At 71.3% G+C, this 23673-nt stretch carries 26 protein-coding genes and 2 pseudogenes; 14 read left to right on the plus strand and 14 right to left on the minus strand.

Going from position 1 to position 23673, the window contains the following annotated elements; genetic code table 11:
- Window positions 1-89 (plus strand): annotated as a pseudogene (locus ABZ915_RS46855) (LysR family transcriptional regulator); the annotation flags it as partial.
- A 26-nt stretch (window positions 90-115) separates the two neighbouring features.
- Here ABZ915_RS46855 and ABZ915_RS46860 read toward each other — a convergent pair.
- Both ABZ915_RS46860 and ABZ915_RS46865 read right to left on the minus strand, forming a co-directional pair.
- Window positions 116-793, minus strand: a complete 678-nt coding sequence (locus tag ABZ915_RS46860) for a response regulator transcription factor (protein WP_361817027.1) — start codon at window positions 791-793, stop codon at window positions 116-118.
- A 12-nt stretch (window positions 794-805) separates the two neighbouring features.
- A complete protein-coding gene (locus tag ABZ915_RS46865; RefSeq protein ID WP_361817130.1) occupies window positions 806-2050 on the minus strand; it encodes a histidine kinase in 1245 nt (414 codons plus the stop codon).
- 205 nt (window positions 2051-2255) lie between these two features.
- Between ABZ915_RS46865 and ABZ915_RS46870 the strand changes: the two genes are divergently transcribed.
- Window positions 2256-2456 (plus strand): hypothetical protein, encoded by a 201-nt coding sequence (locus ABZ915_RS46870; RefSeq protein ID WP_361817030.1) that lies wholly within the window; start codon window positions 2256-2258, stop codon window positions 2454-2456.
- A 55-nt stretch (window positions 2457-2511) separates the two neighbouring features.
- Here the strand turns inward: ABZ915_RS46870 and ABZ915_RS46875 are convergent, their stop codons facing one another.
- The 3 genes from ABZ915_RS46875 to ABZ915_RS46885 all read right to left on the minus strand — a co-directional run bounded on the left by ABZ915_RS46875 (window position 2512) and on the right by ABZ915_RS46885 (window position 4559).
- Complete coding sequence (locus tag ABZ915_RS46875) at window positions 2512-2907, minus strand: ribonuclease (protein ID WP_361817033.1); 396 nt, start codon at window positions 2905-2907, stop codon at window positions 2512-2514.
- Between the two features lie 117 nt (window positions 2908-3024).
- Window positions 3025-3651 carry a dihydrofolate reductase family protein gene (locus ABZ915_RS46880; RefSeq protein ID WP_361817035.1) on the minus strand — a complete coding sequence of 209 codons (627 nt, stop codon included), beginning with the start codon at window positions 3649-3651 and terminating at the stop codon, window positions 3025-3027.
- Between the two features lie 74 nt (window positions 3652-3725).
- Window positions 3726-4559 (minus strand): AIM24 family protein, encoded by an 834-nt coding sequence (locus ABZ915_RS46885; protein ID WP_361817038.1) that lies wholly within the window; start codon window positions 4557-4559, stop codon window positions 3726-3728.
- A gap of 101 nt (window positions 4560-4660) precedes the next feature.
- On the opposite strand from ABZ915_RS46885, the gene ABZ915_RS46890 reads away from it, so the two are divergent.
- Entirely contained in the window at window positions 4661-5431 is a 771-nt protein-coding gene (locus ABZ915_RS46890) for an SDR family oxidoreductase (protein ID WP_361817041.1), read from the plus strand.
- Window positions 5432-5486: 55 nt separating this feature from the next.
- On the opposite strand, the gene alc is transcribed toward ABZ915_RS46890, so the two are convergent.
- Window positions 5487-6620, minus strand: coding sequence for an allantoicase (gene alc / locus ABZ915_RS46895; protein ID WP_361817044.1), 1134 nt, complete (start codon window positions 6618-6620; stop codon window positions 5487-5489).
- Window positions 6621-6674: 54 nt separating this feature from the next.
- Complete coding sequence (gene allB / locus ABZ915_RS46900) at window positions 6675-8012, minus strand: allantoinase AllB (protein WP_361817047.1); 1338 nt, start codon at window positions 8010-8012, stop codon at window positions 6675-6677.
- A 213-nt stretch (window positions 8013-8225) separates the two neighbouring features.
- On the opposite strand from allB, the gene ABZ915_RS46905 reads away from it, so the two are divergent.
- Window positions 8226-9011, plus strand: a complete 786-nt coding sequence (locus ABZ915_RS46905; protein ID WP_361817050.1) for an IclR family transcriptional regulator — start codon at window positions 8226-8228, stop codon at window positions 9009-9011.
- 27 nt (window positions 9012-9038) lie between these two features.
- On the opposite strand, the gene ABZ915_RS46910 is transcribed toward ABZ915_RS46905, so the two are convergent.
- On the minus strand, window positions 9039-9353 hold the full coding sequence (locus ABZ915_RS46910) for a DUF5955 family protein (protein ID WP_361817053.1): 315 nt from the start codon (window positions 9351-9353) through the stop codon (window positions 9039-9041).
- 193 nt (window positions 9354-9546) lie between these two features.
- On the opposite strand from ABZ915_RS46910, the gene ABZ915_RS46915 reads away from it, so the two are divergent.
- Both ABZ915_RS46915 and aceB read left to right on the plus strand, forming a co-directional pair.
- Window positions 9547-10146, plus strand: coding sequence for a nucleotidyltransferase family protein (locus ABZ915_RS46915; protein ID WP_361817056.1), 600 nt, complete (start codon window positions 9547-9549; stop codon window positions 10144-10146).
- Between the two features lie 98 nt (window positions 10147-10244).
- Window positions 10245-11879: a malate synthase A gene (gene aceB / locus ABZ915_RS46920; protein ID WP_361817059.1), complete on the plus strand. Its 1635-nt coding sequence runs from the start codon at window positions 10245-10247 to the stop codon at window positions 11877-11879.
- A 77-nt stretch (window positions 11880-11956) separates the two neighbouring features.
- Here aceB and ABZ915_RS46925 read toward each other — a convergent pair whose 3' ends face one another.
- Window positions 11957-12871 carry a HipA family kinase gene (locus ABZ915_RS46925; protein WP_361817062.1) on the minus strand — a complete coding sequence of 305 codons (915 nt, stop codon included), beginning with the start codon at window positions 12869-12871 and terminating at the stop codon, window positions 11957-11959.
- 20 nt (window positions 12872-12891) lie between these two features.
- On the minus strand, window positions 12892-14394 hold the full coding sequence (locus ABZ915_RS46930) for an IucA/IucC family protein (protein WP_361817064.1): 1503 nt from the start codon (window positions 14392-14394) through the stop codon (window positions 12892-12894).
- 94 nt (window positions 14395-14488) lie between these two features.
- Here ABZ915_RS46930 and ABZ915_RS46935 point away from each other — a divergent pair, with 94 nt between their 5' ends.
- From ABZ915_RS46935 to ABZ915_RS46945, 3 genes are read left to right on the plus strand one after another with little or no spacing between them, the layout of a single operon-like run.
- A complete protein-coding gene (locus ABZ915_RS46935; protein WP_361817067.1) occupies window positions 14489-16006 on the plus strand; it encodes an IucA/IucC family siderophore biosynthesis protein in 1518 nt (505 codons plus the stop codon).
- 9 nt (window positions 16007-16015) lie between these two features.
- Window positions 16016-17290, plus strand: coding sequence for a VWA domain-containing protein (locus tag ABZ915_RS46940; RefSeq protein WP_361817070.1), 1275 nt, complete (start codon window positions 16016-16018; stop codon window positions 17288-17290).
- A complete protein-coding gene (locus ABZ915_RS46945; protein ID WP_361817073.1) occupies window positions 17290-18102 on the plus strand; it encodes a hypothetical protein in 813 nt (270 codons plus the stop codon). The genes ABZ915_RS46940 and ABZ915_RS46945 overlap by 1 nt, the downstream gene beginning before the upstream one ends.
- A gap of 73 nt (window positions 18103-18175) precedes the next feature.
- Here the strand turns inward: ABZ915_RS46945 and ABZ915_RS46950 are convergent, their stop codons facing one another.
- Window positions 18176-18805: a winged helix-turn-helix transcriptional regulator gene (locus ABZ915_RS46950; RefSeq protein ID WP_361817076.1), complete on the minus strand. Its 630-nt coding sequence runs from the start codon at window positions 18803-18805 to the stop codon at window positions 18176-18178.
- Between the two features lie 87 nt (window positions 18806-18892).
- Between ABZ915_RS46950 and ABZ915_RS46955 the strand changes: the two genes are divergently transcribed.
- Together ABZ915_RS46955 and ABZ915_RS46960 are read left to right on the plus strand one after the other, a co-directional pair.
- Entirely contained in the window at window positions 18893-20101 is a 1209-nt protein-coding gene (locus tag ABZ915_RS46955; protein WP_361817079.1) for a pyridoxal phosphate-dependent aminotransferase, read from the plus strand.
- A 44-nt stretch (window positions 20102-20145) separates the two neighbouring features.
- A complete protein-coding gene (locus ABZ915_RS46960; RefSeq protein WP_361817082.1) occupies window positions 20146-20514 on the plus strand; it encodes a VOC family protein in 369 nt (122 codons plus the stop codon).
- 20 nt (window positions 20515-20534) lie between these two features.
- Here ABZ915_RS46960 and ABZ915_RS46965 read toward each other — a convergent pair whose 3' ends face one another.
- On the minus strand, window positions 20535-20993 hold the full coding sequence (locus tag ABZ915_RS46965; RefSeq protein ID WP_361817085.1) for an ATP-binding protein: 459 nt from the start codon (window positions 20991-20993) through the stop codon (window positions 20535-20537).
- Window positions 20994-21148: 155 nt separating this feature from the next.
- On the opposite strand from ABZ915_RS46965, the gene ABZ915_RS46970 reads away from it, so the two are divergent.
- Complete coding sequence (locus ABZ915_RS46970) at window positions 21149-21976, plus strand: helix-turn-helix transcriptional regulator (protein WP_361817088.1); 828 nt, start codon at window positions 21149-21151, stop codon at window positions 21974-21976.
- Window positions 21973-22179 (plus strand): DUF397 domain-containing protein, encoded by a 207-nt coding sequence (locus ABZ915_RS46975; RefSeq protein ID WP_361817091.1) that lies wholly within the window; start codon window positions 21973-21975, stop codon window positions 22177-22179. Before ABZ915_RS46970 ends, ABZ915_RS46975 begins: the two co-directional genes overlap by 4 nt.
- 278 nt (window positions 22180-22457) lie before the next feature.
- On the opposite strand, the gene ABZ915_RS46980 is transcribed toward ABZ915_RS46975, so the two are convergent.
- Window positions 22458-22781: a hypothetical protein gene (locus ABZ915_RS46980; protein ID WP_361817094.1), complete on the minus strand. Its 324-nt coding sequence runs from the start codon at window positions 22779-22781 to the stop codon at window positions 22458-22460.
- Window positions 22782-22845: 64 nt separating this feature from the next.
- Here ABZ915_RS46980 and ABZ915_RS46985 point away from each other — a divergent pair.
- A pseudogene (locus ABZ915_RS46985) lies at window positions 22846-22965 on the plus strand (site-specific integrase); the annotation flags it as partial.
- Between the two features lie 238 nt (window positions 22966-23203).
- On the opposite strand, the gene ABZ915_RS46990 reads toward ABZ915_RS46985, so the two are convergent.
- Entirely contained in the window at window positions 23204-23668 is a 465-nt protein-coding gene (locus tag ABZ915_RS46990; RefSeq protein WP_361817097.1) for a DUF4265 domain-containing protein, read from the minus strand.
- Window positions 23669-23673 lie beyond the last annotated feature (5 nt).

The raw sequence follows: 23673 nt of genomic DNA on the forward strand, positions 1-23673 counted from the left end.
CCGGCATGTTCGCCGCCGTCAAGGGCGACGTCCTCACCGACAAGGACGCCCGCCTCGCCCCCACCCGCTACACCGACTGGCTCTCCTGATCCCCGTCGTCCCCCGTCGTCCCCCGTCATCCCCCGTCGTCCCCGTCGTCCAGGAGGCCCGCGTCATAGGCCAGCAAGGCGATCTGCACGCGGTTGTTCAGGTCGAGCTTGGCCAGGATGCGGGAGACGTGGGTCTTGACGGTGGCGATGCTCATGAAGAGCCCGGCGGCGATCTGGGCGTTGGCGAGCCCGCGGCCGACCGCGACGGCGACCTCGCGCTCGCGGTCGTTGAGGGCGGCGAGCCGCGCACGCGCGCGTGAGCGCCGGGTGTCGGCGGTCGAGCCGGCCGCGTGCGCAATCAGCCGGCGGGTGACGGAGGGCGACAGCACCGGGTCGCCGGCCGCGACCCGGCGGACCGCTGCGACGATCTCGGCGGGCGGGGTGTCCTTGAGGACGAACCCGGCCGCGCCCGCGCGCAGCGCCCGCAGCACCTGTTCGTCGGCGTGGAAGGTGGTGAGGACGACGACCTGCGGGGCGTCCTCGTGGCCGCGCAGCCGCTCCGTGGCGGTCAGCCCGTCCACCGAGGGCATGCGGATGTCCATCAGGACAACGTCCGGACGGGTGCGCTCGACCAGCGCCCCGACCTCGGCGCCGTCGGCGGCCTCCCCCACGATCTCGATGTCCTCGGCACCCCCCAGCATCAGGGCCAGGCCCGCCCGCACCAGGGGGTCGTCGTCGACGAGCAGCAGTCTGATCGCAGCCATGGCGTTACGTAATCACGCCGCGGCCCACGGCAACCAGGCCCGCACCTCGAAGCCGCCGCCCCTCGTCGCCCCGTGCTCCAGCCGTCCCCCGGCCAGGGTGGCCCGCTCGGTCAGACCGATCAGGCCCTGACCCGAGCCGGGGACGGGCGGCACCTCGGCCCCGGGAGCCGGATTGCGCACCGTGACCGCCAGGCCGTCGCCCGGGGCGCCCGCGACGGTCACCGTGACCTCGGTGCCGGGAGCGTGCTTGCGGGCGTTGGTCAGGCCCTCCTGGGCTATGCGGTAGGCGGTGCGGCCGACGGAGGCGGGGACGGCGGCGGAGTCCGTGACGCGGGCGTCGAGGGTGACCCGCATGCCCGCCGCGCGTGACTCGGCGACGAGGGCGTCCAGCGCGCCGAGCGTCGGCTGGGGCCGCCCCGCGTCGTCCCGCTCGCCCGCCCGCAGCACGCCGATGATCTCCCGCAGGTCCTGAAGCGCCTCGTGCGCGCTCTCCCGGATGACACCGGCGGCCCGTGTGACCTCCTCGGCGGGCGCGCCCGGCCGGAACTCCAGGGCGCCCGCGTGCACGCTGAGCAGCGTGAGCCGGTGGGCCAGCACGTCGTGCATCTCGCGGGCGATGGCCTCCCGAGCGAGCCGCTGGGCCTGTTCGGCCCGCAGCCGCGCCTCGGTCTCCGCGCGGCGGGCGCGGTCGCGCAGGCTGAGCATCAGCTGCCGTTTGGAGCGGACGAACATGCCCCAGCCGATGACCGAGAGGGTGAGCAGCAGGGCGAACGCGACGATGCCCGCGAAGGGCATGTCGGGGTCGGGGCGCAGCCACAGGGTGACCGGGACGAGCGCGAGGTCGATGCCGCCTATCCAGGACACGTACCGGAAGGGCCGGTGCACGGTGAGGGTGAACAGGGCGACCATGGCGGCGCCGCCCGCGGTGTCCGACAGGAAGCCGGCGGGAACCATGGCGACGGCCAGCCCGACCGGCCACCGGCGGCGCAGCCAGAGCGCCGCGCAGGCGAGCGCGCCGAGCAGTTGGTCGACGACGGCGAGCGCGTGCGGCGTGTGGGGGTCGTGCCGCAGGGTGTCCGCCGCGGCCAGGCCCACGGCGACGGCGAGCAGGAAGCAGCAGAAGTCGACGAGCCAGTCGCGCGCGGTGCGCCGGGGCCGCCGCCCGGCGGTGGCGGCGTCCGGGTCCAGCTCGTGGATCAGGGCGGACGGGAACAGCCACCGGCGGCCCGCGAACACCTGCGGCACCCCGGCCGCCATCTCACCCTGCGCGATCGAGGACTTCACGGTCGGCCAATCTATGCGGCCACGGGACGCGCGAGCGCCCCGCGCGCGGGATCGGCGACGAAAGTCGGGCCGCCGTGGACTTTCGACGGCCCGCCGTGACAGCGGCGCGGCCCTTGGGCGGGCACGACTCGCCCCGCGGCCGATGCGTGGGGGGAAGCCGCGGGGCGAGGGTCGTGTCATGAAACAGGTGCTGGAGCTGATCGGATTCATCGCCCTGGTGCAGGGCGTGCTGGGCCTGGTGCACGAGTTCACCCGGTGGCACGTGGGCCTCGTGCAGCGGCTCGGCTTCCTCGACGGCTACGAGGTCTACGCGAGCATCACGCTCGTGGTGCTCGCGTTCGCGTTGTTCGCCGCCGCGGAGAGCCGGGGCTCCGGCTGAGCGCCGGCCGGGGCCCCGGCGGTTCGCGCCGTTCCCTCGGACCCGTCGTCCCGGCTCAGCAGCCGAAGTCGACCAGGTCGAACGTGGCGTAGTGGTCCGCGGTGTAGTAGTCCTCCTGGTTCTCCTCGCCGGTGACGATGCGCCGTGCACCGCGCGTGGAGGAGCCAGGGGTCTTCACCGTGTACTCGTGGTAGTAGCCGCTCGGCTGGCTGGGCAGGACGCCTTCCCGGTTCTGGAAGACGACCCCGTCCTGCGAGTACGGGAACGGACCGCCCTGGTCGATGAGCCTCAGGGTGGTGTACGCCTGCGAGGGCAGGTCGCTGTAGCAGATGCTGCCGACGGAGTCGGCGGCCGCGTCCGCCGTGCCGGCGGAGACGGTGCCGCCGACGAAGAGGGCGGACAGCAGGGCGGCCGAGGCGCCGATGCGCGTGATGCGTGGGGGGAATCTCATGGGCCTCATGATGACGCGCGTAGACAGTGGCATGTCAATGACAAAGTTGAAGATTTTCCCGTCAAGTCCCATGAGTTTTCAGGAAGTTAACCGACGGGGCGCCGAGATCCCCGGGAGTCAGGAGCTCTCGGGGAGTTCGTAGGAGCCGTACTCGGGGCGTCCGGCGAAGTCGTACGACTGGATGGAGACACCCGCCGCGGTGACCCGCCCGCCGGTGTGCCGGAACGCGGTGGGGACGGCGCCCTCCACGAAGAGGCGGCGGCCCGCGCCCAGGACGACCGGGAAGGTCAGCAGGTGGATCGTGTCGACGAGGTCGAGGCGCAGCAGGGACCGGACCAGGGCGCCGCTGCCGTGGACCTGGAACTCGCCCTCCGTGCGCTCCTTGAGGGCGGTGATCTCCTTCGCTGGGTCGCCGTCGATCACGGTGGTGCCGGCCCAGCCGGGAGAGGTCAGGGTCGAGGAGGCGACGTACTTCGGGAGCGCGTTGAGCGGCGCCGCGACCGGGTCGGCGGGGTCGGTGATCCTCGGCCAGTAGGAGGCGAAGATCTCGTACGTACGGCGGCCCAGCAGGAACGCGCCGGCGCGGCCGAAGACCTCGTTGATGAACCGGCCGAAGTCATCGTCGCCGTAGGGGAAACTCCAGCCGCCCTGGTCGAAGCCGCCGCTGGGGTCCTCCTGGGGGCCGCCCGGCGCCTGGTAGACGCCGTCGAGCGTGACGAAGACGGTCGAGACGAGCTTGCCCATGGCGGGTGCCTTCTCTCGGGTGCGGGGTCTGCTGTCATCACCTCAGACCCCGCACACCCCCGCAACTCATCGGTTCAGCCGGTGTGGGTCGAGAAGAGGCCGCCGGTCGGGCCCTGCTTGTCGCCTCCCTGGGCCTTCTTCAGGGCGTTGGCGAGGCTCTCGATGGTGAGGGACTGGAGGATGACCCGGCCGTTGCCCTCCAGGGTGGCCAGCGACAGGCCCTCGCCGCCGAAGACGGCGTTCATGACCCCCTGGCGGTTGAGGCCGCCGACACGCTGGACGCCGTACTGGATGCCCTCCTCGAAGGCGACGACGCAGCCGGTGTCGACCTCGATGCGGCCGCCGAAGTCGGCCGGGTCGAGGTCGATGAAGTTGCCCGCGCCGGCGATGATCACCGTGCCGTACCCGGTGAACTTCTCCAGGATGAAGCCCTCGCCGCCGCTCATGCCGGTGCGGCCGCCCTGGAAGGCGATGCCGAAGTCGACGGTGGACTCGGCGGCGACGAAGGCGTCCTTCTCCGCGAACCACGCGCGCGTGCCGTCCAGTTCCAGGGCGCGCATCTCGCCGGGCAGGACGCCCGCGAAGCCCACGGTGCCCTGGCCGCCCTGGGCGCTGAAGTACTGGAACGCCAGCGACTCGCCGGCCAGCATGCGCTGGCCGACCTGCATGGCGGTGCCCATGGCCTGGCGCAGCATGCCGCCCATGCCGCCGTTGCCACCACCGCCACCAGCACCGCCGTTCTGGGACCGGCCGCCGTTGTTCGACGGCCCGCTCAGGCGGGTCTCCATGGTCACATTGGTCGTTTTGAACAGGAACTTCCCCGCCTCGCAGTACACGGTCTGGCCGGGGCTGAGGTTGACGACCGCCATCTGCATGGCGCTGCCGACGATTTCTTGCTGAAGAGTCACGGCGGGAGAACGCCGGAGGTGGAGTGAAGAGTTCCGGCCGGCCCGACATCGGTGTCCGTTCACCGCCAGCAGCCACCCGCCGGGGTTGCTGGGATGGACTCATGACCACAACGAATGGATCTCTCGAAAGCCCTCTCGGAGCACCTCTCGAAGGCAAGGTCGCCCTGGTGACCGGCGGCAGCCGCGGTATCGGGGCGGCGACGGCGCTGCGGCTCGCGCGGGAGGGCGCGGACGTCGCCCTGACGTACGTGAACGGCAAGGAGGCGGCCGAGGACGTCGCACGGGCCGTCGAGGCGCTGGGACGCCGGGCGCTGGCCCTGCGCGCCGACTCGGCGGACGCGGACGAGGCGGCGGAGGCGGTGGAACGTACGGCGCGGGAGCTGGGCGGCCCGGACGTGCTGGTGAACAACGCGGGCGTGGGCGTGCTCGCCCCGCTGGACGGCTTGTCGCTCGCCGATGTCGACCGGGTACTGGCCGTCAATGTGCGCGGGGTGTTCCTGACCTCCCGGGCGGCCGCCGCGCGGATGACCGCCGGGGGCCGGATCATCACGATCGGGTCGTGCATGACGCAGCTGGTGCCGGGGCCCGGCGGGACGCTGTACGCGATGAGCAAGTCGGCCCTGATCGGGCTGACCAAGGCGCTGGCGCGGGAGCTCGGTGATCGCGGGATCACGGCCAACATCATCCATCCGGGGCCGATCGACACCGACATGAACCCGGCGGACGGGCCGTCCGCGGCGGACCAGGCGGGGATGACGGCGCTGGGGCGTTACGGGACGGCCGACGAGGTGGCGGCGATGGTCGCCTGTCTGGCGGGGGCCACCTATGTGTCGGGCGCGGAGTTCTCCGTGGACGGGGGGTTCGCGGCGTGAGGTGTGCCCCCTGAGGGGGGCACCCCCGGACCCGCCGGCATTGGCTGGGCCGACGTCAGCCGCCCAGCTCCCGGTGGCGTGCCGCCAGGTCCGCCGCGCCCGCCTCCGTCAGTGAGCCGAACAGCCGCAGACGGGAGATTCCACCGTCCGGGAATATGTCCACGCGCGCGTGCGTGCCGACGGCGGGGGCCGGGAGGACGAAGCGGTGGTTGGTGTCGGGCTGGAGGCGGGTGCGGGGCAGGACTTCCCGCCACTCGCCGCCCTCTCCGGCCTCTCCGCCCTCGCCGTCCTTCAGGGACACCGATGCCCAGCCGGCGCTGTTGCCCTTGAGGTAGGCCGTGTCGATCTCCAGGGCCCGGACCTGGGCCTGGGCGGCCAGCCGGTAGCGGATCCAGTCGTGGCCGCGGTCGCGGCGGCGGCGGGTCTCCCAGCCGTCGTCCATCTTGGCGGAGCGGCCCGGCCGGACGGTGTTGGCGGCCGGGGAGTAGAAGAGGTCGGAGGCGTCCTCGACCCGGCCGCCGTTCTCCAGCGCGGCCACGTCGAAGGTGCCGAGGACCTCCAGCCACCGCGGGTCCGGGACGACCTCGCCGTACACGCGCAGGCGCGCGATGCCGCCGTCGGGGTGCTGGTTGACCCGCAGGTGGGTGATGCGCTGCTCCAGCGACACGCAGAAACCATTCGCCGCGTGGCCGCCGACCGGTGTGCGCGGGACCAGCGTCGTCCACTTCATGTCGCCGGACAGGAGTTCCTCGGGGGACGGGGAGCCCGGCACCGAGGTGCCCTCGATCGACACCGACTGCGGGTGGTTGCCGCGGAAGTGGGCGGTGTCGACGACGATGCCCCGGATCACGCCCGGCGCGCCGAGGCGGACCAGCGCCCAGTCGTGGTCCTCGGCGGTGGGCCAGGGGTGGTCGGCACGGGCGCCGCGCCGGCGGCGGGTCTCCCAGCCGTCCATGATCTTGCCCTTGTGCCCGAAGCGCTCCGGGTCGAACTCGGCCCGTCCGGGGAGCAGCAGGTTCTCGCGCTCGGCGAAGAACTCGTCGTTGGCGGCGATGACACCGGCACCGAGCCGCCGGTCGGCGAGGTCGGCGTGGTGGGTGAAGGGGAAGTCGGCGGTGCGGTAGTCCGCGTACGGGTCACCGCCTCCGTAGGGGCTCGCGTCGCCGGTGAAGCTCGGAATCGCCGTCACGTCGATCAGGGGTTCCTTTCGGGTCTCGGCCGCTGCGGGGTGCGGAGGCGGGTGTCAGGGGGTCCGGGTGAGCAGGCGGCCCTTCGGCTCGGTGAACTCGCCGTCCGCCACGATGCGCTCGCCGCGCAGCCAGGTGGACTTGACGACTCCGGTGAGGGTGCGGCCCGCGTACGCCGTGACACGGTTGCGGTGCTGGAGCGCCGCCGGGTCCACGGTGAACGTCTCGTCCGGCGCGAGGACCGCGAAGTCGGCGTCGCGGCCGGGCGCGATGGCGCCCTTGCGGTCGAGGCCGACCAGTTCCGCCGTGCGCGCCGACATCCAGCGGACCACGTCCTCGAGGCCGTGCCCGCGCCTGCGGGCCTCGGTCCACACGGCGGCCAGGCTCAGCTGGAGCCCGGAGATGCCGCCCCAGGCGGTGGCGAAGTCGTCGGTCTTGAGGTCGGCGGTGGAGGGCGAGTGGTCGGTCACCACGCAGTCGATGGTGCCGTCGGCCAGCGCCTGCCACAGCAGGTCCTGGTTGGCGGCCTCGCGGATCGGCGGGCAGCACTTGAACTCGCTCGCGCCGTCCGGGACTTCCTCGGCGGTCAGGGTGAGGTAGTGGGGGCAGGTCTCGACCGTGACGCGGACGCCGTCCGCCTTCGCGGCGGCGATCAGCGGCAGCGCGTCGCTGGAGGACAGGTGCAGCACGTGCACGCGCGCGTGCAGGAGCCTGGCCTGGTCGATCAGGCTCGCGATGGCCGTGTCCTCGGCGTGGCGCGGCCGGGAGGCGAGGAAGTCGGCGTAGCGGGGGCCGCCCTGCCGGGGTGCCGCGTCCAGGTGGTGCGGGTCCTCGGCGTGCACGATCAGCAGGCCGCCGAAGCCGGCGATCTCGGCCAGGGACCGGGCCAGTCGCTCCCGGTCGAGGTGCGGGAACTCGTCCACGCCGGACGGGGACAGGAAGGCCTTGAAGCCGAAGACGCCGGCCTCGTGCAGCGGGCGCAGGTCCTTGACGTTGTCGGGCAGGGCGCCGCCCCAGAAGCCGACGTCGATGTGGGCGTTGCCGGCGGCGACCTCCCGTTTGGTGCGCAGGTGGTCGACCGTCGTGGTCGGCGGGAGGGAGTTGAGCGGCATGTCGACGAGGGTGGTGATGCCGCCGGCCGCCGCCGCGCGCGTGGCGGTCCAGAAGCCCTCCCACTCGGTGCGGCCCGGATCGTTGACGTGGACGTGGGTGTCGACCAGGCCGGGCAGCAGCACATGGTCGCCCAGGTCCTCCAGGCGGGCGCCCTCGGGTACGGGCTCGTCGTACGGCAGGACGGCCGTGATGGTCCCGGCGGACACCGCGACCGAGGCCGCACGGGTCCCTTCCGGGGTGATGACCCGCGTCGACCGCAACACCAGTTCAGCCTCGGACACCCCGGACCCCTCTCTCTCGCCGTTCACTTCCGGGAAACGGGATTTACATCCACGTAACGGACTTCAACTTTCTGTTGAAGGAGTCTTCTCTCCCACTTCGCCGCAGTCAAGAGGCACACTGCTTCCCGGCACCTCCGGCCCGCCCTGACTAGACTATTCCGCAGAGCGGAATTATGCTTCCGAAGAACAGAATACCGTTCGAAAGGAAGTGCCGTGCCGACGTCCCGCGCCAGCACCACCGATTCCGCCAGGTCCGCGGGCGGCGGTGGGGTCCAGTCCCTCGAGCGCACCTTCGATCTGCTCGAGCGGATGGCGGACGCGGGCGGCGAGGTCGGCCTCAGCGAGCTCTCGGTGAGCAGCGGACTGCCGCTGCCCACCATCCACCGCCTGATGCGTACCCTGGTGGCCTGCGGATACGTACGTCAGCAGCCCAACCGGCGCTACGCCCTCGGCCCGCGCCTGATCCGCCTGGGCGAGTCGGCCTCCCGGCTGCTCGGCACCTGGGCCCGCCCCCACCTGGCCCGCCTGGTCGAGGAGACCGGCGAGACGGCGAACATGGCACTGCTCGACGGGGACGAGGTCGTGTACGTGGCGCAGGTGCCGTCCAAGCACTCCATGCGCATGTTCACCGAGGTCGGCCGGCGCGTCCTGCCGCACTCCACCGGCGTGGGCAAGGCCCTGCTCGCCACCACCCCGGACGACGAGGTGCGCGCCCTGCTGGCCCGCACCGGCATGCCGGCCGCGACCGAGAAGACGATCACCACGCCGGAGGGCTTTCTGGCGGCCCTGGCGGACGTGCGCCGCCAGGGGTACGCGGTCGACGACAACGAGCAGGAGATAGGGGTCCGCTGCCTCGCGGTGTCCGTCCCCGACTCCCCCACCGCCGCCGCCATCTCGATCTCCGGCCCGGCCGGCCGGGTCACCGAGACGGCCACGGAGCGGATCGTGCCGGTCCTTCAGCAGGTGGCGGCGGAACTGTCCCAGGCACTGTCGTCCTGAGCCGGCGCCCGGTACCGGAACCGGGCGTCAGCCGCGCGGCGGCCCGCCGAACAGGTCCACGGCGTCACGGACGTCCGACAGGCCCCGCGAGAGGGCGCTGACGGAGCCGATCGCGCTCGCGATCAGTAAAAGGGAGCGGCGCAGCCGCGGTATCTCGGGGATTCCGCCGGACGTCATCGCGGCCAGCGCGGCGAGTTCCTCCTCGGCGATCCCCCGGTCGGGGAACTCCGCCGGATGCGTGGCCAGTTCCCGGCGCAGGCGGGACACCGCGGTCCGCAGTTCCGCCACCCTCGGATCCTCGTCGCTGCCGGTCACTGGTCTCTGCCCCAAGCTCCGCAACACAGCCCCTCCCCCTCACGCTCCGTCGTGCGCCCACGCTCCCCGTCTCCCCCCGGCGCACGCCCCCCATGGCACTGGCCGGGTGCCGGGGACGCGGGCCAGTAAACGCCACCCGGTGCGGGGTGCGCCAGCGTGCGGACGGAAATTCAGTCCACGGAAACCGGCCGCTCCTCCCGGCGTCGGGTATGCAGGACGCATGACGGACAACCAGCAGCGGATCGCCGGGCTGCTCCTCGCCGCGGGGGGCGGAAGACGGCTCGGCGGACGGCCCAAGGCACTGCTCGAACACCGCGGCCGGCCCCTGGTGGAGCACGCGGCCGGGGTGCTGCGCGCGGCCGGCTGCGAGCGTGTGCACGTGGTCCTCGGGGCCGGCGCGGACGTCGTACGGGAGCGGGCGCGGCTGGCCGGATGCGTGCTCGTCGACAACCCGGCGTGGGAAGCGGGCATGGGCACCTCGCTGCGGGCGGGGCTGGACTCGCTGGCCGGCACCGGCGCCCCGGCCGCGCTGGTCTCGCTCGTCGACCAGCCGGGCATCGGGCCACAGGCCATGGCGCGGGTGCTCGCCGCCTACCTGGACGAGCGGTCCCTGGTCTCGGCGTCGTACGACGGGGTGCGCGGCCATCCCGTCCTGCTCGGCGCCGCGCACTGGGCGGGTATCGCGGCGACTGCGACGGGCGACCAGGGGGCACGCGCGTATCTGAGGGAGAACCCGGGGGCGATCACGCTCGTCGAGTGCGGGGACGTGGCGCGACCGTACGACATCGACACCGAGGCCGACCTCGCGCACCTCGAATGAGAGGGGCGGCCTCAACATCAACAAACCATTGAAGTTCCACGATGAGGAAACTACTATCCATTGACACCCGGTGCCACCGCTGAAGGAAGTGACAGCTCATGTCCGCACCAGCGCCGTCCCCGCTGGCCATCGTCGACGCCGAGCCCCTGCCCCGGCAGGAGGAGGTCCTGACCGACGCGGCGCTCGCCTTCGTGGCCGAGCTGCACCGGCGGTTCACCCCGCGCCGTGACGAACTCCTCGCCCGCCGCGCCGCCCGCCGCGCCGAGATCGCCCGCACCTCCACGCTCGACTTCCTCCCCGAGACGGCCGCGATCCGCGAGGACGACTCCTGGCGGGTGGCCCCGGCCCCGGCCGCCCTGAACGACCGCCGGGTGGAGATCACCGGCCCCACCGACCGCAAGATGACCATCAACGCGCTCAACTCGGGCGCCCGCATCTGGCTCGCCGACTTCGAGGACGCCTCCGCGCCCACCTGGGAGAACGTGGTCCTCGGCCAGCTCAACCTGATCGGCGCCTACACCCGGGACATCGACTTCACCGACCCGGCGTCGGGCAAGTCGTACGCCCTGCGCCCGGACGAGGAGCTGGCGACGGTCGTCATGCGCCCCCGCGGCTGGCATCTGAACGAGCGTCACCTGGTGGACGCCGACGGCCGCCAGGTTCCCGGCGCCCTCGTCGACTTCGGCCTGTACTTCTTCCACAACGCCCAGCGCCTCCTCGACCTGGGCAAGGGCCCGTACTTCTACCTGCCGAAGACGGAGTCGCATCTCGAGGCCCGCCTGTGGAACGACGTGTTCGTCTTCGCCCAGGACCACGTCGGCCTCCCGCAGGGCACCGTCCGCGCCACCGTCCTGATCGAGACGATCACGGCCGCGTACGAGATGGAGGAGATCCTCTACGAACTCCGCGAGCACGCCTCCGGGCTGAACGCCGGCCGCTGGGACTACCTGTTCTCCATCGTCAAGAACTTCCGTGACGGCGGCGCGAAGTTCGTCCTGCCGGACCGCAACTCGGTCACGATGACCGCCCCGTTCATGCGGGCGTACACCGAACTCCTCGTCCGCACCTGCCACCGGCGCGGCGCGCACGCGATCGGCGGCATGGCGGCGTTCATCCCCTCGCGCCGGGACGCGGAGGTCAACAAGACCGCCTTCGAGAAGGTCCGCGCCGACAAGGACCGCGAGGCGGACGACGGTTTCGACGGCTCCTGGGTGGCCCACCCCGACCTGGTCCCGATCGCCATGGAGTCCTTCGACCGGGTGCTCGGCGACCGGCCGAACCAGAAGGACCGCCTGCGCGAGGACGTCCACGTGACGGCGGCCGACCTGATCGCGATCGACTCCCTGGACGCCCGGCCCACCTACGACGGGCTCGTCAACGCCGTCCAGGTGGGCATCCGTTACATCGAGGCGTGGCTGCGCGGCCTCGGCGCGGTCGCCATCTTCAACCTGATGGAGGACGCGGCCACCGCCGAGATCTCCCGCTCGCAGATCTGGCAGTGGATCAACGCGGGCGTCGAGTTCGAGCACCACGGGTCCATGGTGAAGGCCACTCCGGAGCTGGCGCGGGACGTGGCCGCCGGGGAACTGGACGGCATCCGGGGGGAGATCGGCGAGGAGGCCTTCGCGGCCGGGCACTGGCAGCAGGCCCACGACCTGCTGCTGAAGGTCGCCCTCGACGAGGACTACGCGGACTTCCTGACGCTGCCCGCGTACGAGCAGCTCAAGGGCTGACCCTCACGCGGGCGTGTCCGAGTGGCCCTGCTCCCGGCGGTCCCGGGCCACCTCGTCGACACGCCCGACACGGGTGTTCATCCCAGGTGCACCGACCAGTCCTGTTCCGCGGGCGGCTTGCCGTGCAGGTCGGGGACCCGCTTGAGCCAGTTCGGCCGGCCCTGCTGGGTCCGCGCCGCGCGCCGGGCCTCCTCGACGGCGAGTTCCGCCCGGCTGGGGAAGTCGGTGGGCAGCCAGGCCGCGGAGGCCCGCACGCGCGCGTGGAGGTAGTCCACGTACGCCGCGCGGATGTCGTCCGGCGTGGCGAAGCCCTCCTCGCCGGCCAGCCAGGCGTCCGGCACCTCGGCCACGATGGCCCGCAGCAGCTCCCGGGTGACCCTGGGGGCGAGCTCCGCGTCGGCGGCCCGTACGTCGGGGCCGTAGTGGCCGAGCGCGTGGTGACGGAAGTCGTACGCCTTCGCGGGGTCGGAGGCGTCCCAGCGGTGGTGGAAGATCAGGGCGGCGCCGTGGTCGATGAGCCACAGGCGTGGCGGGACCGTCCCGAACGTGGGCCAGATCATCAGGTTCGAGCTGTGGACCGTGCGGTCGACGTTCACGGTCAGGGCGTCGAGCCAGACGATCCTGCCGGCATCGAGCGGGTCCACCCGGAAGGTCTTGGCGATCTCCGGGGTGAAGTCCTCGGCGCCCGACAGGTAGTCCATGCCGAGATTGACGCCGGCGCTGGCGCCGTGCAGCTCCCGTACCTCCTGGTGGGGCTCGTGGGCGGCGATCTCCGGGTCGAAGTGCACCAGGACCAGTTCGGGGAAGCGCAGGCCCAGCGCACGCGCCAGTTCGCCCACGATCACCTCGGCGACCAGCGCCTTGCGGCCCTGCGCGGAGCCGGTGAACTTCACGACGTACGTGCCGAGGTCGTCGGCCTCGACGACTCCGGGCACGGAGCCGCCGGACCGCAGTGGGGTCACGTATCGAACAGCAGTCACGTCGCGCAGCACACCGGCCAGCGTAGTTCAGATCATGTACGGGCCAGCGGGTTCGGCAGCGGCAGGTAGCGGGCGTCGGCGCCGTCCGCGCCGGTCCAGCGCAGCAGCAGGTTCGTCTTGCCGGGCAGGGTGGGCGAGGCGAGCAGGGCGGGGATCTCCGGGAGGTCGTGGGCCGCGAGGACGCGGCGGGCGGCGGGCCAGGGGTCGAGGCCCGGGTGGTGCTCGGCCAGGGCGGCGGCGATCTCGGTGAGGTGGTTGACGACGAGGCAGTACACCAGCCGTTCCCAGCCGGCCGCGCGGGAGACGTCCGGCAGCAGTTTGACGCCCTCGGCGTCCCGGAACAGCGCCTGGACGGGCATACCGGACGCGTCTACGGCGACCAGGGTGTTCTGGAGGTGCGCCTCCAGCACCACGCCGTGATCGGCGAAGGCGGTCAGCGCCGGGGGGACGACCTGGCGCAGGTACGCCTCCCACCAGGCCGCCGGGTCGGCGGCGCGGGCCAGGGGGTTGCCGTCGAAGCCCTCCACGAGTCCGGCGGCGAGCAGGGGGGTGGCGCCGGGCAGCAGGTGGCCGCGCAGACCGTCGCGGACCAGGACGGCCAGTTCCTCGAAGGCGAAGGCGGTGGTGCGGTAGCCGCGGTCGCCGAGCCAGGCCGCCGGGCCGTCGCCCGCGGTGAGGGCCCCGGACGCGGCCGTGTCGTTGCGGCGCAGTTTCGCCAGGTCGTGGCGCCACAGGCGGCGGATGTCGTTGGTGATGCGCACGTCCAGGCTGAACTTCAGGTGCAGGTCGCGGCGGGGCTCGTACACGGTGCGCACCGCAGCCGTCGGCCAGGTCTCGAACGGGGTCGTGCCCAGGCGCACCAGGCGGCCGTCGGCGAAGGCGGGGGCGAGGGCGGGTCCGGCGAGGTCGAGCTGCCAGGGGTGGGCGGGCAGCAGCCGGTAGCCGGGCGGGGCGGAGCCGAGGGCGTCGAGGGCGGAGGTGTCGCCCTCCTCGGCCACCTCGTCCTCGCGCACGCCGAGCAGCACCAGCGGGAAGCGGGCGTGCGCCTCGGGGGCGTACGGCAGCCAGCCGGCCACGGGACCCCCGCCGCGTGCCTTGGGCGCGGGGTGGTGAGGATGTCCGGTGACGAGGGACTGTTCGGAGCGCAGATACGGGTCGTCGGGCGGCGTCGCCCGGGCGCGCGCGGCGAGCAGCGCGGCGACCGCGTCCCGGCTGTCGGTCATCTCGATGGGCAGGTCGTCGTTGGAGATCCCCGTGTGCCGGCGCAGTTCCTCGGCGACCAGTTTCACCAGCTCGGTGTGGCCGACGCGCTGCCAGACGCCGGCCGTGCGCACCTCGGGCTCGACGGGCCGCCGCCGGCCGCGTACCCGCAGCAGGCGGCCGGTGCCGGGCAGCCGGTACGTCCGCCGTTCCCCGGTCGCGGAGAGCGGCTCGGCCACCTCCCGCAGCAGACAGTTGAGCAGGGGGGCGACCGCGTACGCGTCGGCGTGTTCCGCGTCGCGGTCGCTCGGGGGCATGTGGTCCACGCGATCCATTGTCGTTCTTCGTCCCGGGTCCGATCGCGATCAGTATGGCTGTCGTACCTGGCAATCGTGCCCGTCACTGAACTCCGTACCCGAGGAGCCGACCGTGTACCGTCCCCCCACCGCCGAGGCCGAGGTCGCCGAGGAGCTGGCCGCCGTCCGGCCCGACCTGGTGCCCCGGTACACGGCCGCGCTGCCGGGTGCGCGGGCGGCCGTGCTGACCCGTCTGTGGCGGGCGCTCGCCCATGAGCCGCTGCCGTGGATCTCCCGCCGGGTGACCGAGGCGGGGGGCCTGGTGCTGTGGCTGGCGGACGGCCGGGGGCTGCGCGGCCCGCACGCGGATCCGTACGCGACCGACGCCTACGTCACCGCCGTCCACCTCGACGGTGCGCTCTACGACGACCCGGCCCGGCTGGTGGCGGACCTCGCGGTGCCGCACGCCGCGGTCTTCGCCGCCGAGCTCGGGCACAGTGCCGCCTCGCTGGCACTCTCGCGGGCCGGCCGGCCGGATCAGCCGGAAGAGTGGCCGCGGCTGGACTGGGAGTGGGAGCAGCGGGTGGTCGACGGGCACCCCTTCCACCCCAACTGCCGTTCCCGGCCCGGTTTCTCGGTGGCCGAACAGTTCGCCTACGGTCCGGAGCACCGGCCCGTGGTGGAGCTGGGGACGGTCCCGGTCCCGGCGCGGGAGTGCCTGGTCGCCGGGGCGTGGCCGGACGAACTGCGGGACGGGGAGCGCCTGCTGGTCCCGGTGCACCCGTGGCAGGCGGCACATGTGCTCAAACGTCCGTACGACGCCTGGTCGCCCGCCCATCCCCTGATGTCGCTGCGCACCCTCGCGCTGCCCGGCGGACCGCACGTCAAGACCGCGCTGAGCGCCCGGCTGACGTCGTCGGTACGGGACATCTCGGCATACTCTGTGGGCGCCTCGGCGACGCTGTCGGCGTTCGCGGAGGATCTGGCGGCCCGCACGGACGGCCTGCTGCACGTCACCCGCACCCTCGGCGCGGTGTCCGCCGACTCCCCTGATCTCGCGGCCGTGTTGCGGGAGTCACCGGGGCTGTACGCCTGCGGTGACGAGCAGGTCGTGCCGGTGGCCGCCCTCGCCGGCACCTCTCTGCCCCACTCCCCCGCCTGGCTGGCCGGCTTCACCTCTCTCGCCCTCCGGGTGGGCCTGCGCCTGCTGGAGCTGGGCGTCGCCCTGGAGGCCCACGGCCAGAACCTCCTCGTCGTCCTGTCCCCCGACGGCACCCCTCGCCGCCTGGTCTACCGCGATCTCGCCGACATCCGCATCAGCCCCGCCCGGCTGACCCGGCACGGCATCAATCCCCCGGGACTGACCGGCCGTCTGATCACCGACGACGAAACGACCCTGCGCCGCAAGCTGTTCGGCTCCCTGGTGGCCGGCGCCCTGGCCGCGACGGCCGGTTCCGGCCCGGCCCTCGGCACGGCTCTGGAAGCGGCCGTACGGGATCTGCCGCCCGGCCCCGAGCTGACGGCCCTGCGCGAAGGCCCTCTGCCCACCAAGGCGTTGACGCTGATGCGGCTGTCGCCGACGACGCCGGGCGACCAGTGGACCACCCTGCCCAACCCGCTCGTTTTGGAACACGGCACCCGGGATCAATAGGATCCGCCGATGATCAGAAGACAACGGCTGGCGGCGGGGGTCTGTGCCCTGCTCGCCGCGCTGACGGCAGGGTTCGCGTTCCCCGCCGGGGCGGTCGCCGACGAGACGGACGGCAAGGCCGCTCCCAAGGTGGAACTGGTGCTGGACGTCAGCGGTTCCATGCGGGCGCGGGACATAGACGGCGGGTCGCGGATGGCCGCGGCGAAGCAGGCGTTCAACGAGGTGCTCGACGCGACGCCCGAGGAGGTCCAGCTCGGCATCCGCACCCTCGGCGCCAACTACCGTGGCAGTGACCGGAAAACGGGCTGCAAGGACACCGCGCAGCTCTACCCGGTCAGCACGCTGGACCGCACCGAGGCGAAGACCGCGGTCGCCACGCTGACACCGACCGGCTGGACCCCCATCGGTCCCGCGCTGCTGAAGGCGGCCGACGATCTCAACGGCGGTGACGGCACCCGCCGGATCGTCCTGATCAGCGACGGCGAGGACACCTGCCAGCCGCTGGACCCGTGCGAGGTGGCACGCGAGATAGCCGCCAAGGGCATCGGGCTGACCATCGACACCCTCGGCCTGGTCCCGGACGCCAAGACCCGCGACCAGCTCAGCTGCATCGCGGACGCGACGGGCGGCACCTACACCGACGTACGTCACAAGGAGGAACTCAGCGACCGGGTCGGCCAGTTGGTCGACCGGGCCGCTGATCCGGTGGTGACGCCGGTGGCCACGCAGGGCGCGACGCAGTGCTCGAACGCGCCCGCGCTGAAGTCCGGCCTCTACACGGACCGCGAGGAGTTCGGGCAGCAGCGCTGGTACAAGGTGGACGTCAAGCCCGGTCAGGAAGTGCGTGCTTCGGTGAGCGTGGCGGCCGACCGGGCCGTGGGCCCGGACTACGGGGTGCTGCTGCGGGCCGTGACGGTGCACAACCGGGAGATCGTGCGCGGCGAGGCCGCGGGCGACGGCCGTACGGACGTCATCTCGACGGGTCTGCGCTATCCGAGGCCGGAGAGCGACGACAGCGACGACGCAGACGCCCCCGCCGAGACCGTGTGCCTCCAGGTCACCAACTCCTTCTCGGCGGCTTCCGGGGTGAAGACCACGCCCGGTCTGCCGCTGGAGCTGACCGTCGACGTCGTGAACGGTCCGGACAAGGCGGGCGACGTGGCCTCCTTCGGTCTCGGCCGCGGCTGGTGGCTGCTCGGCGCGCTGGTGCTGACCGGCTTCGTCGCGGGTCTGCTGTGGGGCTGGGTGTCGCGCTGGCGGTTCGCGGTCTGGAGGACCAACTGATGCGTATCACACGAGTGTTGAGTGCCGCGCTGCTGGCGTTCGGTTCCCTCGCGGTGGCCGCGGGTCCGGCCGTCGCCGACTCCTCGCCGTCCCCGAGCGCCTCGGACGACAGCAAGGCGCCCACCCAGGCGGGCACCTCGTTCCGCACGGCGACCGAGTTCGACCAGGGTGAGCAGGCCACGGCCAGCGGTTCCACCGGCGACTACATGTACTGGTCGTTCCCGGCGGACTCCGGTCAGCGCCCCACCGTCAAGGCGACGGTGAAGCTGCCCGGCACGCACGCCGCGCAGACCTGGCAGATCGACGTGTACGACGGTCTGCGCCGCCGCCAGTCCTGCCAGTACGGCGCCCAGACCCGCACCGCCGCCCAGGGCACCGCCTCCGTGGAGCTGGCCTGCGTCCTGCGCACGGTCCGCGCCTGGTCGGAGCCGTGGGCCAACGACCCGCTGCCCGGCACGTACTACATCCGGCTCACGGTCCTCGACCTGACCTCGGCCGACCTCGGCAAGCCCGTCAGCACCGAGGTCCGGGTCGACTCCAAGGACATCGGCGGTGCGGCCGCGGTGGACGGCTCGCTGGCGAAGCCGCTGGTCCCCGGGATCGCCGTCAAGTCCGCCAGCGGCGAGGACGGTACGGGCAAGTCCGCCGTGCTGTCCGCCATCGAGCCCGACGACGGCTGGTCCTCCGGCTGGTGGACCGACCGCTGGGTGTGGACCGCGGTGGGCGGTGTACTGGCCGCGCTCGCCGGTATCGGCGGGTACGCGCTGACCCGCGGCTCGGGACGCCCGCGAGGGGTGCCGCCGAACGCCTGACGTGACAGAAGGCCCGCCGGAATGTGCCACCCGGCGGGCCTTCGCCTTTTCCCGCTCCTGCTCCTGCCCCCGCTCACGCCTCCCGCAGCGCCTTGGCCACGGCCCCGTCCCCGGACACCTCGACCCGCCCCTCCCGCACCGCCTCCCGCAGCCCCAACTCGCCGCGCGCGAGGGCCGTGCTCGTCCCGGCGTCCATCACGAGCCGGGCGTCGGGCTCGGCCGGGGCCGTTCCGTCGCCGTACACGGGCCCATCCTCGGCCCCGAGGCACAGATGGAAGTCACCTTCCTCCAGCCGGACTTCGACGAGCCCTGTCTCCCCCTCCAGCTCCCGCAGCAACGGCAGCGCGAACCAGTGGGCGCGCACGGCGTCGGTTGGCCGCCGCTCCCCCAGCTCGGACCCGCCCCACTCCCCGAGCGCCTGCAACACGGGCAGCAACTCGCGCCCTTTTCCCGTGAGTTCGTACACGAAGGCGGCCCCGGGCGGAGGCAGCCGGCGCCGGGTCGCGAGCCCGTCCCGCTCCATGTCCTTCAGCCGCGAGGCGAGTACGTCCGTGCTCACGCCCGGCAGGTCCGCGTGCAGGTCCGTGTAGCGACGGGGACCGGCCAGCAACTCCCGGACGATCAGCAGGGTCCAGCGGTCCCCCACGAGGTCGAGGGCGCGGGCGGCGGAGCAGTACTGGTCGTAGCTTCGGCGAGGTGACATGCCCCGCAGTCTAGACATGTCATTGGACTTTCCAAGCTCGAACTTGGTAAAACCAAGCAACACATCGAACCGGAGGGGCGAGAGCGCATGGAGTTCCGGCAGTCGAACAAGCTCAGCGAGGTCTGTTACGAGATCCGCGGCCCGGTGATCGAGCACGCCGACGCGCTGGAGGCGGCGGGCCACAGCGTGCTGCGCCTGAACACCGGCAACCCCGCGGCCTTCGGTTTCGAGGCGCCGGAGGAGATCCTCCAGGACATGATCCGGATGCTCCCGCAGGCGCACGGCTACACCGACTCGCGCGGCATCCTCTCCGCCCGCCGGGCAGTCGCCCAGCGCTACCAGGCGCTGGGCCTGGAGGTGGGCGTCGACGACGTGTTCCTGGGCAACGGCGTCTCCGAACTCGTCTCGATGGCGGTACAGGCCCTGGTGGAGGACGGCGACGAAATCCTCATCCCCGCCCCTGACTTCCCGCTGTGGACCGCCGTCACCACCCTGGCCGGCGGCAAGGCGGTGCACTACCTCTGCGACGAACAGGCCGACTGGTACCCGGACCTGGACGACATGGCGGCGAAGATCACCGACCGCACCAAGGCCGTCGTCATCATCAACCCCAACAACCCCACCGGCGCGGTCTATCCGAAGGAGATCATCGAGGGCATCCTCGACCTCGCCCGCCGGCACGGCCTGATGGTGTTCGCCGACGAGATCTACGACCAGATCCTGTACGACGACGCCGTGCACCACTCGGCCGCGGCGCTCGCCCCCGACCTGGTCGTCCTCACCTTCTGCGGCCTGTCGAAGACCTACCGGGTGGCGGGCTTCCGCTCCGGCTGGCTGGTGGTGACCGGCCCCAAGCAGCACGCCAAGAACTACCTGGAGGGCCTGACCATGCTGGCCTCCATGCGCCTGTGCGCCAACGCACCCGCCCAGTACGCCATCCAGGCCGCGCTCGGGGGCCGCCAGTCCATCCGCGAACTGACCTTGCCGGGCGGGAGGTTGTACGAGCAGCGCAACGTGGCCTGGGAGAAGCTCAACGAGATCCCGGGCGTGTCCTGCGTGAAGCCCAAGGGCGCGCTCTACGCCTTCGCCCGCATCGACCCCAAGGTCCATCCCATCCACGACGACGAGAAGTTCGTCCTCGACCTGCTCCTGAGGGAGAAGATCCAGGTGGTCCAGGGCACCGGCTTCAACTGGCCGACCCCCGACCACTTCCGCGTCCTCACCCTCCCGTACGCGGACGACCTGGAGGCGGCGATCGGGCGGATCGGGCGGTTCCTGGGCGGGTACCGGCAGTAGCCGAACGACTCCTCTCGGCGCCGCCTGGCTGCGAGACTGACCGGATGCCAGAAGTCGTCTTCAGCAGGGTCGCGCCCGTTGTCCCCGTCAGGAACCTTGATGCCGCTCTGGATCGATACCGTCGTCTGGGCTTCAGGGCGCACGCCTACGAGGGCCAGGATCGCTACGGCTTCGTCGAGCGGGGCTCTGTCTCGGTCCACCTCACGGAGTGGCCCGAGCACGACCCTCACCGCACCGGAGCCGTCATCTACCTCTACGTGAGTGATGCTGACGCCGTCTACGCAGAGTGGAAGACCTCCGGTGTCGAGGGTCGCTTCGTCGAACCGACGGACACGCCCTACAACCTCCGCGAGTTCGCGTACGTGGACGCCGACGGCACAGCTCACCGCGTGGGGTCACCGCCGACGGCCTGAGGTGACGCAGCCCCTGCCTGTCAGCCCAGGGCGATCTCGCACCAGACCGTCTTGGTGTACGGGTCCTGGCAGGTCGTACCCCAGTGGGTGGACAACGCCTCGACGAGCAGGAGCCCCCGGCCGGACTCCCCTTCGGGAGGGGCCGGCGGGAGGTTGCCGGGGGCGGGCGGACGACGGTCGGCGCGGGCGTCGGTCACTTCGATACGGAGTGTGGGGTCCTCCGGGTAGAGGGTGAGGCGCAGCCGGAAGTCCCGGCCCGGCACCCGCCCGTACAGCACCGCGTTCGTGGCGAGTTCGGCCACCAGCAGCGTCGCCGTGCGATTGGCCTCGCAGTCGTACGGCCAGCCCCAGGCGTGCAGCCGCTCGGCCGCGAGGTGGCGGGCGAGGCGCGCGCCCTTGGGGGTGGCCGAGAGACGGATGGTGAAGTGGTCCGTGGGGGCGGGGCGTTCACCCATCACGGGGGCGATATCGGCGTTCATGTCACTCAGCGTGGTCGGCTGTCCCTACTGTGAACAGCAACGACGACAGTACGCAGCGTCACTGTACGGTCGCCGTCCGGGCCTGTCCGGAGGGCGACGCGTGACGCGGCGGACCGGTGAGGAGTTGGGCACCGGCGGCACGTGGAGGTGGGCGGATGGAGTCATACGGCGGCGAGGACGAGGAGTCGGCGGCCGTACTGCGGACGGTCGGCAAGGTCCTCAAGATGTGCCGGGAACGGAAGGCCCTCACCCAGGCCGAGTTGGGGACGGCCATCGGGTACAGCGAGGAGCAAGTGTCCTCGGTGGAGCGGGGGCGACGGGCGCCGAAGGCGCAGTTCCTTGAGGCGGCCGACCGGGTGCTGGACGCGTGCGGGATGATCGCCGGGCTGAGGAAGGACGTGGAGGAGGCCCGGTATCCCAAGAAGGTGCGGGACTTGGCGAAGTTGGAGGGGGAGGCCGTTGAGATCTGCGCCTATGACAACTCCGTCGTCAACGGACTCCTACAGACGGAGGAGTATCTGAGGGCCGTGTTCGGCTCACGGCGGCCCGCCTTCTCCGAGGAGGAGGTGGAGCAGCGTGTCGCCGCGCGACTGGCACGGCAGACGATCATCGACGGAAAGCAGATGATCCCGGCCTTCAGCTTCGTGCATGATGAGGCTGCCCTGCGGAGGCGGGTCGGGGGCAGAATGGTGCTACGCCGACAGCTCGAACGGCTGTTGGACATCGGGCAAAAGCGGAACGTGGAGATCCAGGTGCTGCCCATGGATCGCGAGGACAATGCCGGTCTCGGCGGGCCTTTCCACCTGCTGCGGCTCAGGGAGGGCGCCACGTTGGGACACAACGAGGTCCAGCGGACCAGCCGACTGATCTCGGAGCCCAAGGAGGTCCAGATCCTGGAGCTGCGCTATGGAGTCATCCGGGCCCAAGCCCTTCCGCCGCGAGAATCGCTGACCTTCATCGAGAAAGTCCTTGGAGAGACATGAGCGTGAAGCCCTCGGCCGGTCACGGCTCCGAGCTGGAATGGTTCAAGAGCAGCTACAGCACCGACGACGGCCCTGCCTGCATCGAGGTCGCGACCGCCCCCGGCACCATCCATGTACGCGACTCGAAGCACAAGCAGGGCCCCCAGCTCGCCTTCGGGGCACAAGAGTGGGCCGCCTTCGTCTCGTACGCCGCCGGTCACTGACGTACGACATGCCGGCACCCCGCGTCCGGCCCTGCACTGGACAGCCGCACTCATCAACTGCTCGACCTGGTCCCATGAGACACGCCTCGGCCGCCCATGGCCGGGACGCCGATCGCCCACGGCCCGTCCGACCCCGTGTCGGGAAAGCCGGAGCCGTCTGGCACGAAGGTGTCGGTGTGCAAGTAGCCGCCGCGGGAGGACCACGGGGCACCCGTGTAGCGCAGGTGCGCGATGGCGGGGCCGAGTCTTTACATTTTGATGCGTCGTGAAATGGAAGGCTAAATCGGCTCGCCCGCCACTCCACTAAATCCAACGAGACCGTTCTTCTTCGCCATATCAAGAATCTCGGGGAGATAATCCAGCTGCCGAACCGAGAGGGTCAGAAGGACGTATTTGCCTGCATCATCCGGCTCCTCTTCCAGATCGAACTGAGACGGCTCAAGAACATCGTCCACATCCGGCCATCTAGCCAGCAACTCTTCCCGGAACCGCAACACGTCGGGGCTCAGGGTAAGGTTGCTGGTGTCACCCTCAGCGAGGTTGTCAAAGACTTCCTCCGGGTCCCCAATACAGCGCTTCCAGAAGCCGAAGTCGCTACTCACTGGCCATCCGGTCAAGTTAGGGACTACAGATTGAGTACTCTGCACTACGACAGATAACCGAGGTTGGGAAGACCTCGATCTCAGCGCCGAAACGGCCAGTGTCCGGCGCTCGCTCCAGCGCACCCGCGCCAACGGCCTTACCCACCTGCCCGCCAAGACCCGAGCGTCCGAACGCTGCATCGCCCGCTCCCATCCGAGCGCATTCGCTGAGGAATTTCCAACCTGACCGTGAGAGTGGCTGGTTGGCGATGCGGTGTTGCACAACGATGTGAAGCTCCTGATAGACGGGACCACAACCAAGATCACCTGTACAACCGGGAGCTTCGCAGCGTCAACTACTGCTGTCTGACACCCCAGCGGCCCCGCCGGAATTAAATCCAGTGGGGCCGCTGGTGCTTTTTCAGAGCGTCATCTTCGGCAGATCACAGCCACCAGTTCAGCGGCGTGACGCCGTCATCTTTGTCGTAGACGTTCCCGTAATACCATTCCACTCCCGCATGGCGAGTCGTGAGAGAGTTCAGAACTTTCTCGACAGCTGGAAATCCAACTGAAGCAGGAACTGTAAAGACCGTCAGATTGCGCGCCCTCCCGTCAATCCTCCCCCCGATGGCCGAGATCTCCGGCTCGATCGAATTCGCTACGGAATGGGGACCGTAGACCTGGACCGCGAGATTACCGCCCCTCAAGACGGTTGAGAACTCATGATTCTCGTCCACCTTGAGCACATCGTCAGCGGCCACATCGAGCACGAGACCGGGAGACGCGAGCACTCGGACATGCCCCGGAGTAGCGAGCCGTTCAACGAGAACCTCCTCAAACACTGGCTCACCTGATGTCTTGATGCCCGCGACCAGCCGAATGGTCTGTCGAGTCGACTCGCTCATCATGCTCC

The sequence above is a fragment of the Streptomyces sp. NPDC046915 genome (assembly GCF_040644935.1).
GTDB lineage: Bacteria > Actinomycetota > Actinomycetes > Streptomycetales > Streptomycetaceae > Streptomyces.

Coding starts and splice junctions, on each gene's coding strand:
- ABZ915_RS46990 (WP_361817097.1), bottom strand. CDS start 23,668: ATGATGAGCGAGTCGACTCGACAGACCATTCGGCTGGTCGCGGGCATC.
- ABZ915_RS46945 (WP_361817073.1), top strand. CDS start 17,290: ATGCGTATCACACGAGTGTTGAGTGCCGCGCTGCTGGCGTTCGGTTCC.
- ABZ915_RS46960 (WP_361817082.1), top strand. CDS start 20,146: ATGCCAGAAGTCGTCTTCAGCAGGGTCGCGCCCGTTGTCCCCGTCAGG.
- ABZ915_RS46865 (WP_361817130.1), bottom strand. CDS start 2,050: ATGGCGGCCGGGGTGCCGCAGGTGTTCGCGGGCCGCCGGTGGCTGTTC.
- ABZ915_RS46875 (WP_361817033.1), bottom strand. CDS start 2,907: ATGAGATTCCCCCCACGCATCACGCGCATCGGCGCCTCGGCCGCCCTG.
- ABZ915_RS46975 (WP_361817091.1), top strand. CDS start 21,973: ATGAGCGTGAAGCCCTCGGCCGGTCACGGCTCCGAGCTGGAATGGTTC.
- ABZ915_RS46940 (WP_361817070.1), top strand. CDS start 16,016: ATGATCAGAAGACAACGGCTGGCGGCGGGGGTCTGTGCCCTGCTCGCC.
- ABZ915_RS46965 (WP_361817085.1), bottom strand. CDS start 20,993: ATGAACGCCGATATCGCCCCCGTGATGGGTGAACGCCCCGCCCCCACG.
- ABZ915_RS46915 (WP_361817056.1), top strand. CDS start 9,547: ATGACGGACAACCAGCAGCGGATCGCCGGGCTGCTCCTCGCCGCGGGG.
- ABZ915_RS46930 (WP_361817064.1), bottom strand. CDS start 14,394: ATGGATCGCGTGGACCACATGCCCCCGAGCGACCGCGACGCGGAACAC.
- ABZ915_RS46860 (WP_361817027.1), bottom strand. CDS start 793: ATGGCTGCGATCAGACTGCTGCTCGTCGACGACGACCCCCTGGTGCGG.
- ABZ915_RS46955 (WP_361817079.1), top strand. CDS start 18,893: ATGGAGTTCCGGCAGTCGAACAAGCTCAGCGAGGTCTGTTACGAGATC.
- ABZ915_RS46890 (WP_361817041.1), top strand. CDS start 4,661: ATGACCACAACGAATGGATCTCTCGAAAGCCCTCTCGGAGCACCTCTC.
- ABZ915_RS46970 (WP_361817088.1), top strand. CDS start 21,149: ATGGAGTCATACGGCGGCGAGGACGAGGAGTCGGCGGCCGTACTGCGG.
- ABZ915_RS46870 (WP_361817030.1), top strand. CDS start 2,256: ATGAAACAGGTGCTGGAGCTGATCGGATTCATCGCCCTGGTGCAGGGC.
- ABZ915_RS46880 (WP_361817035.1), bottom strand. CDS start 3,651: ATGGGCAAGCTCGTCTCGACCGTCTTCGTCACGCTCGACGGCGTCTAC.
- ABZ915_RS46950 (WP_361817076.1), bottom strand. CDS start 18,805: ATGTCACCTCGCCGAAGCTACGACCAGTACTGCTCCGCCGCCCGCGCC.
- aceB (WP_361817059.1), top strand. CDS start 10,245: ATGTCCGCACCAGCGCCGTCCCCGCTGGCCATCGTCGACGCCGAGCCC.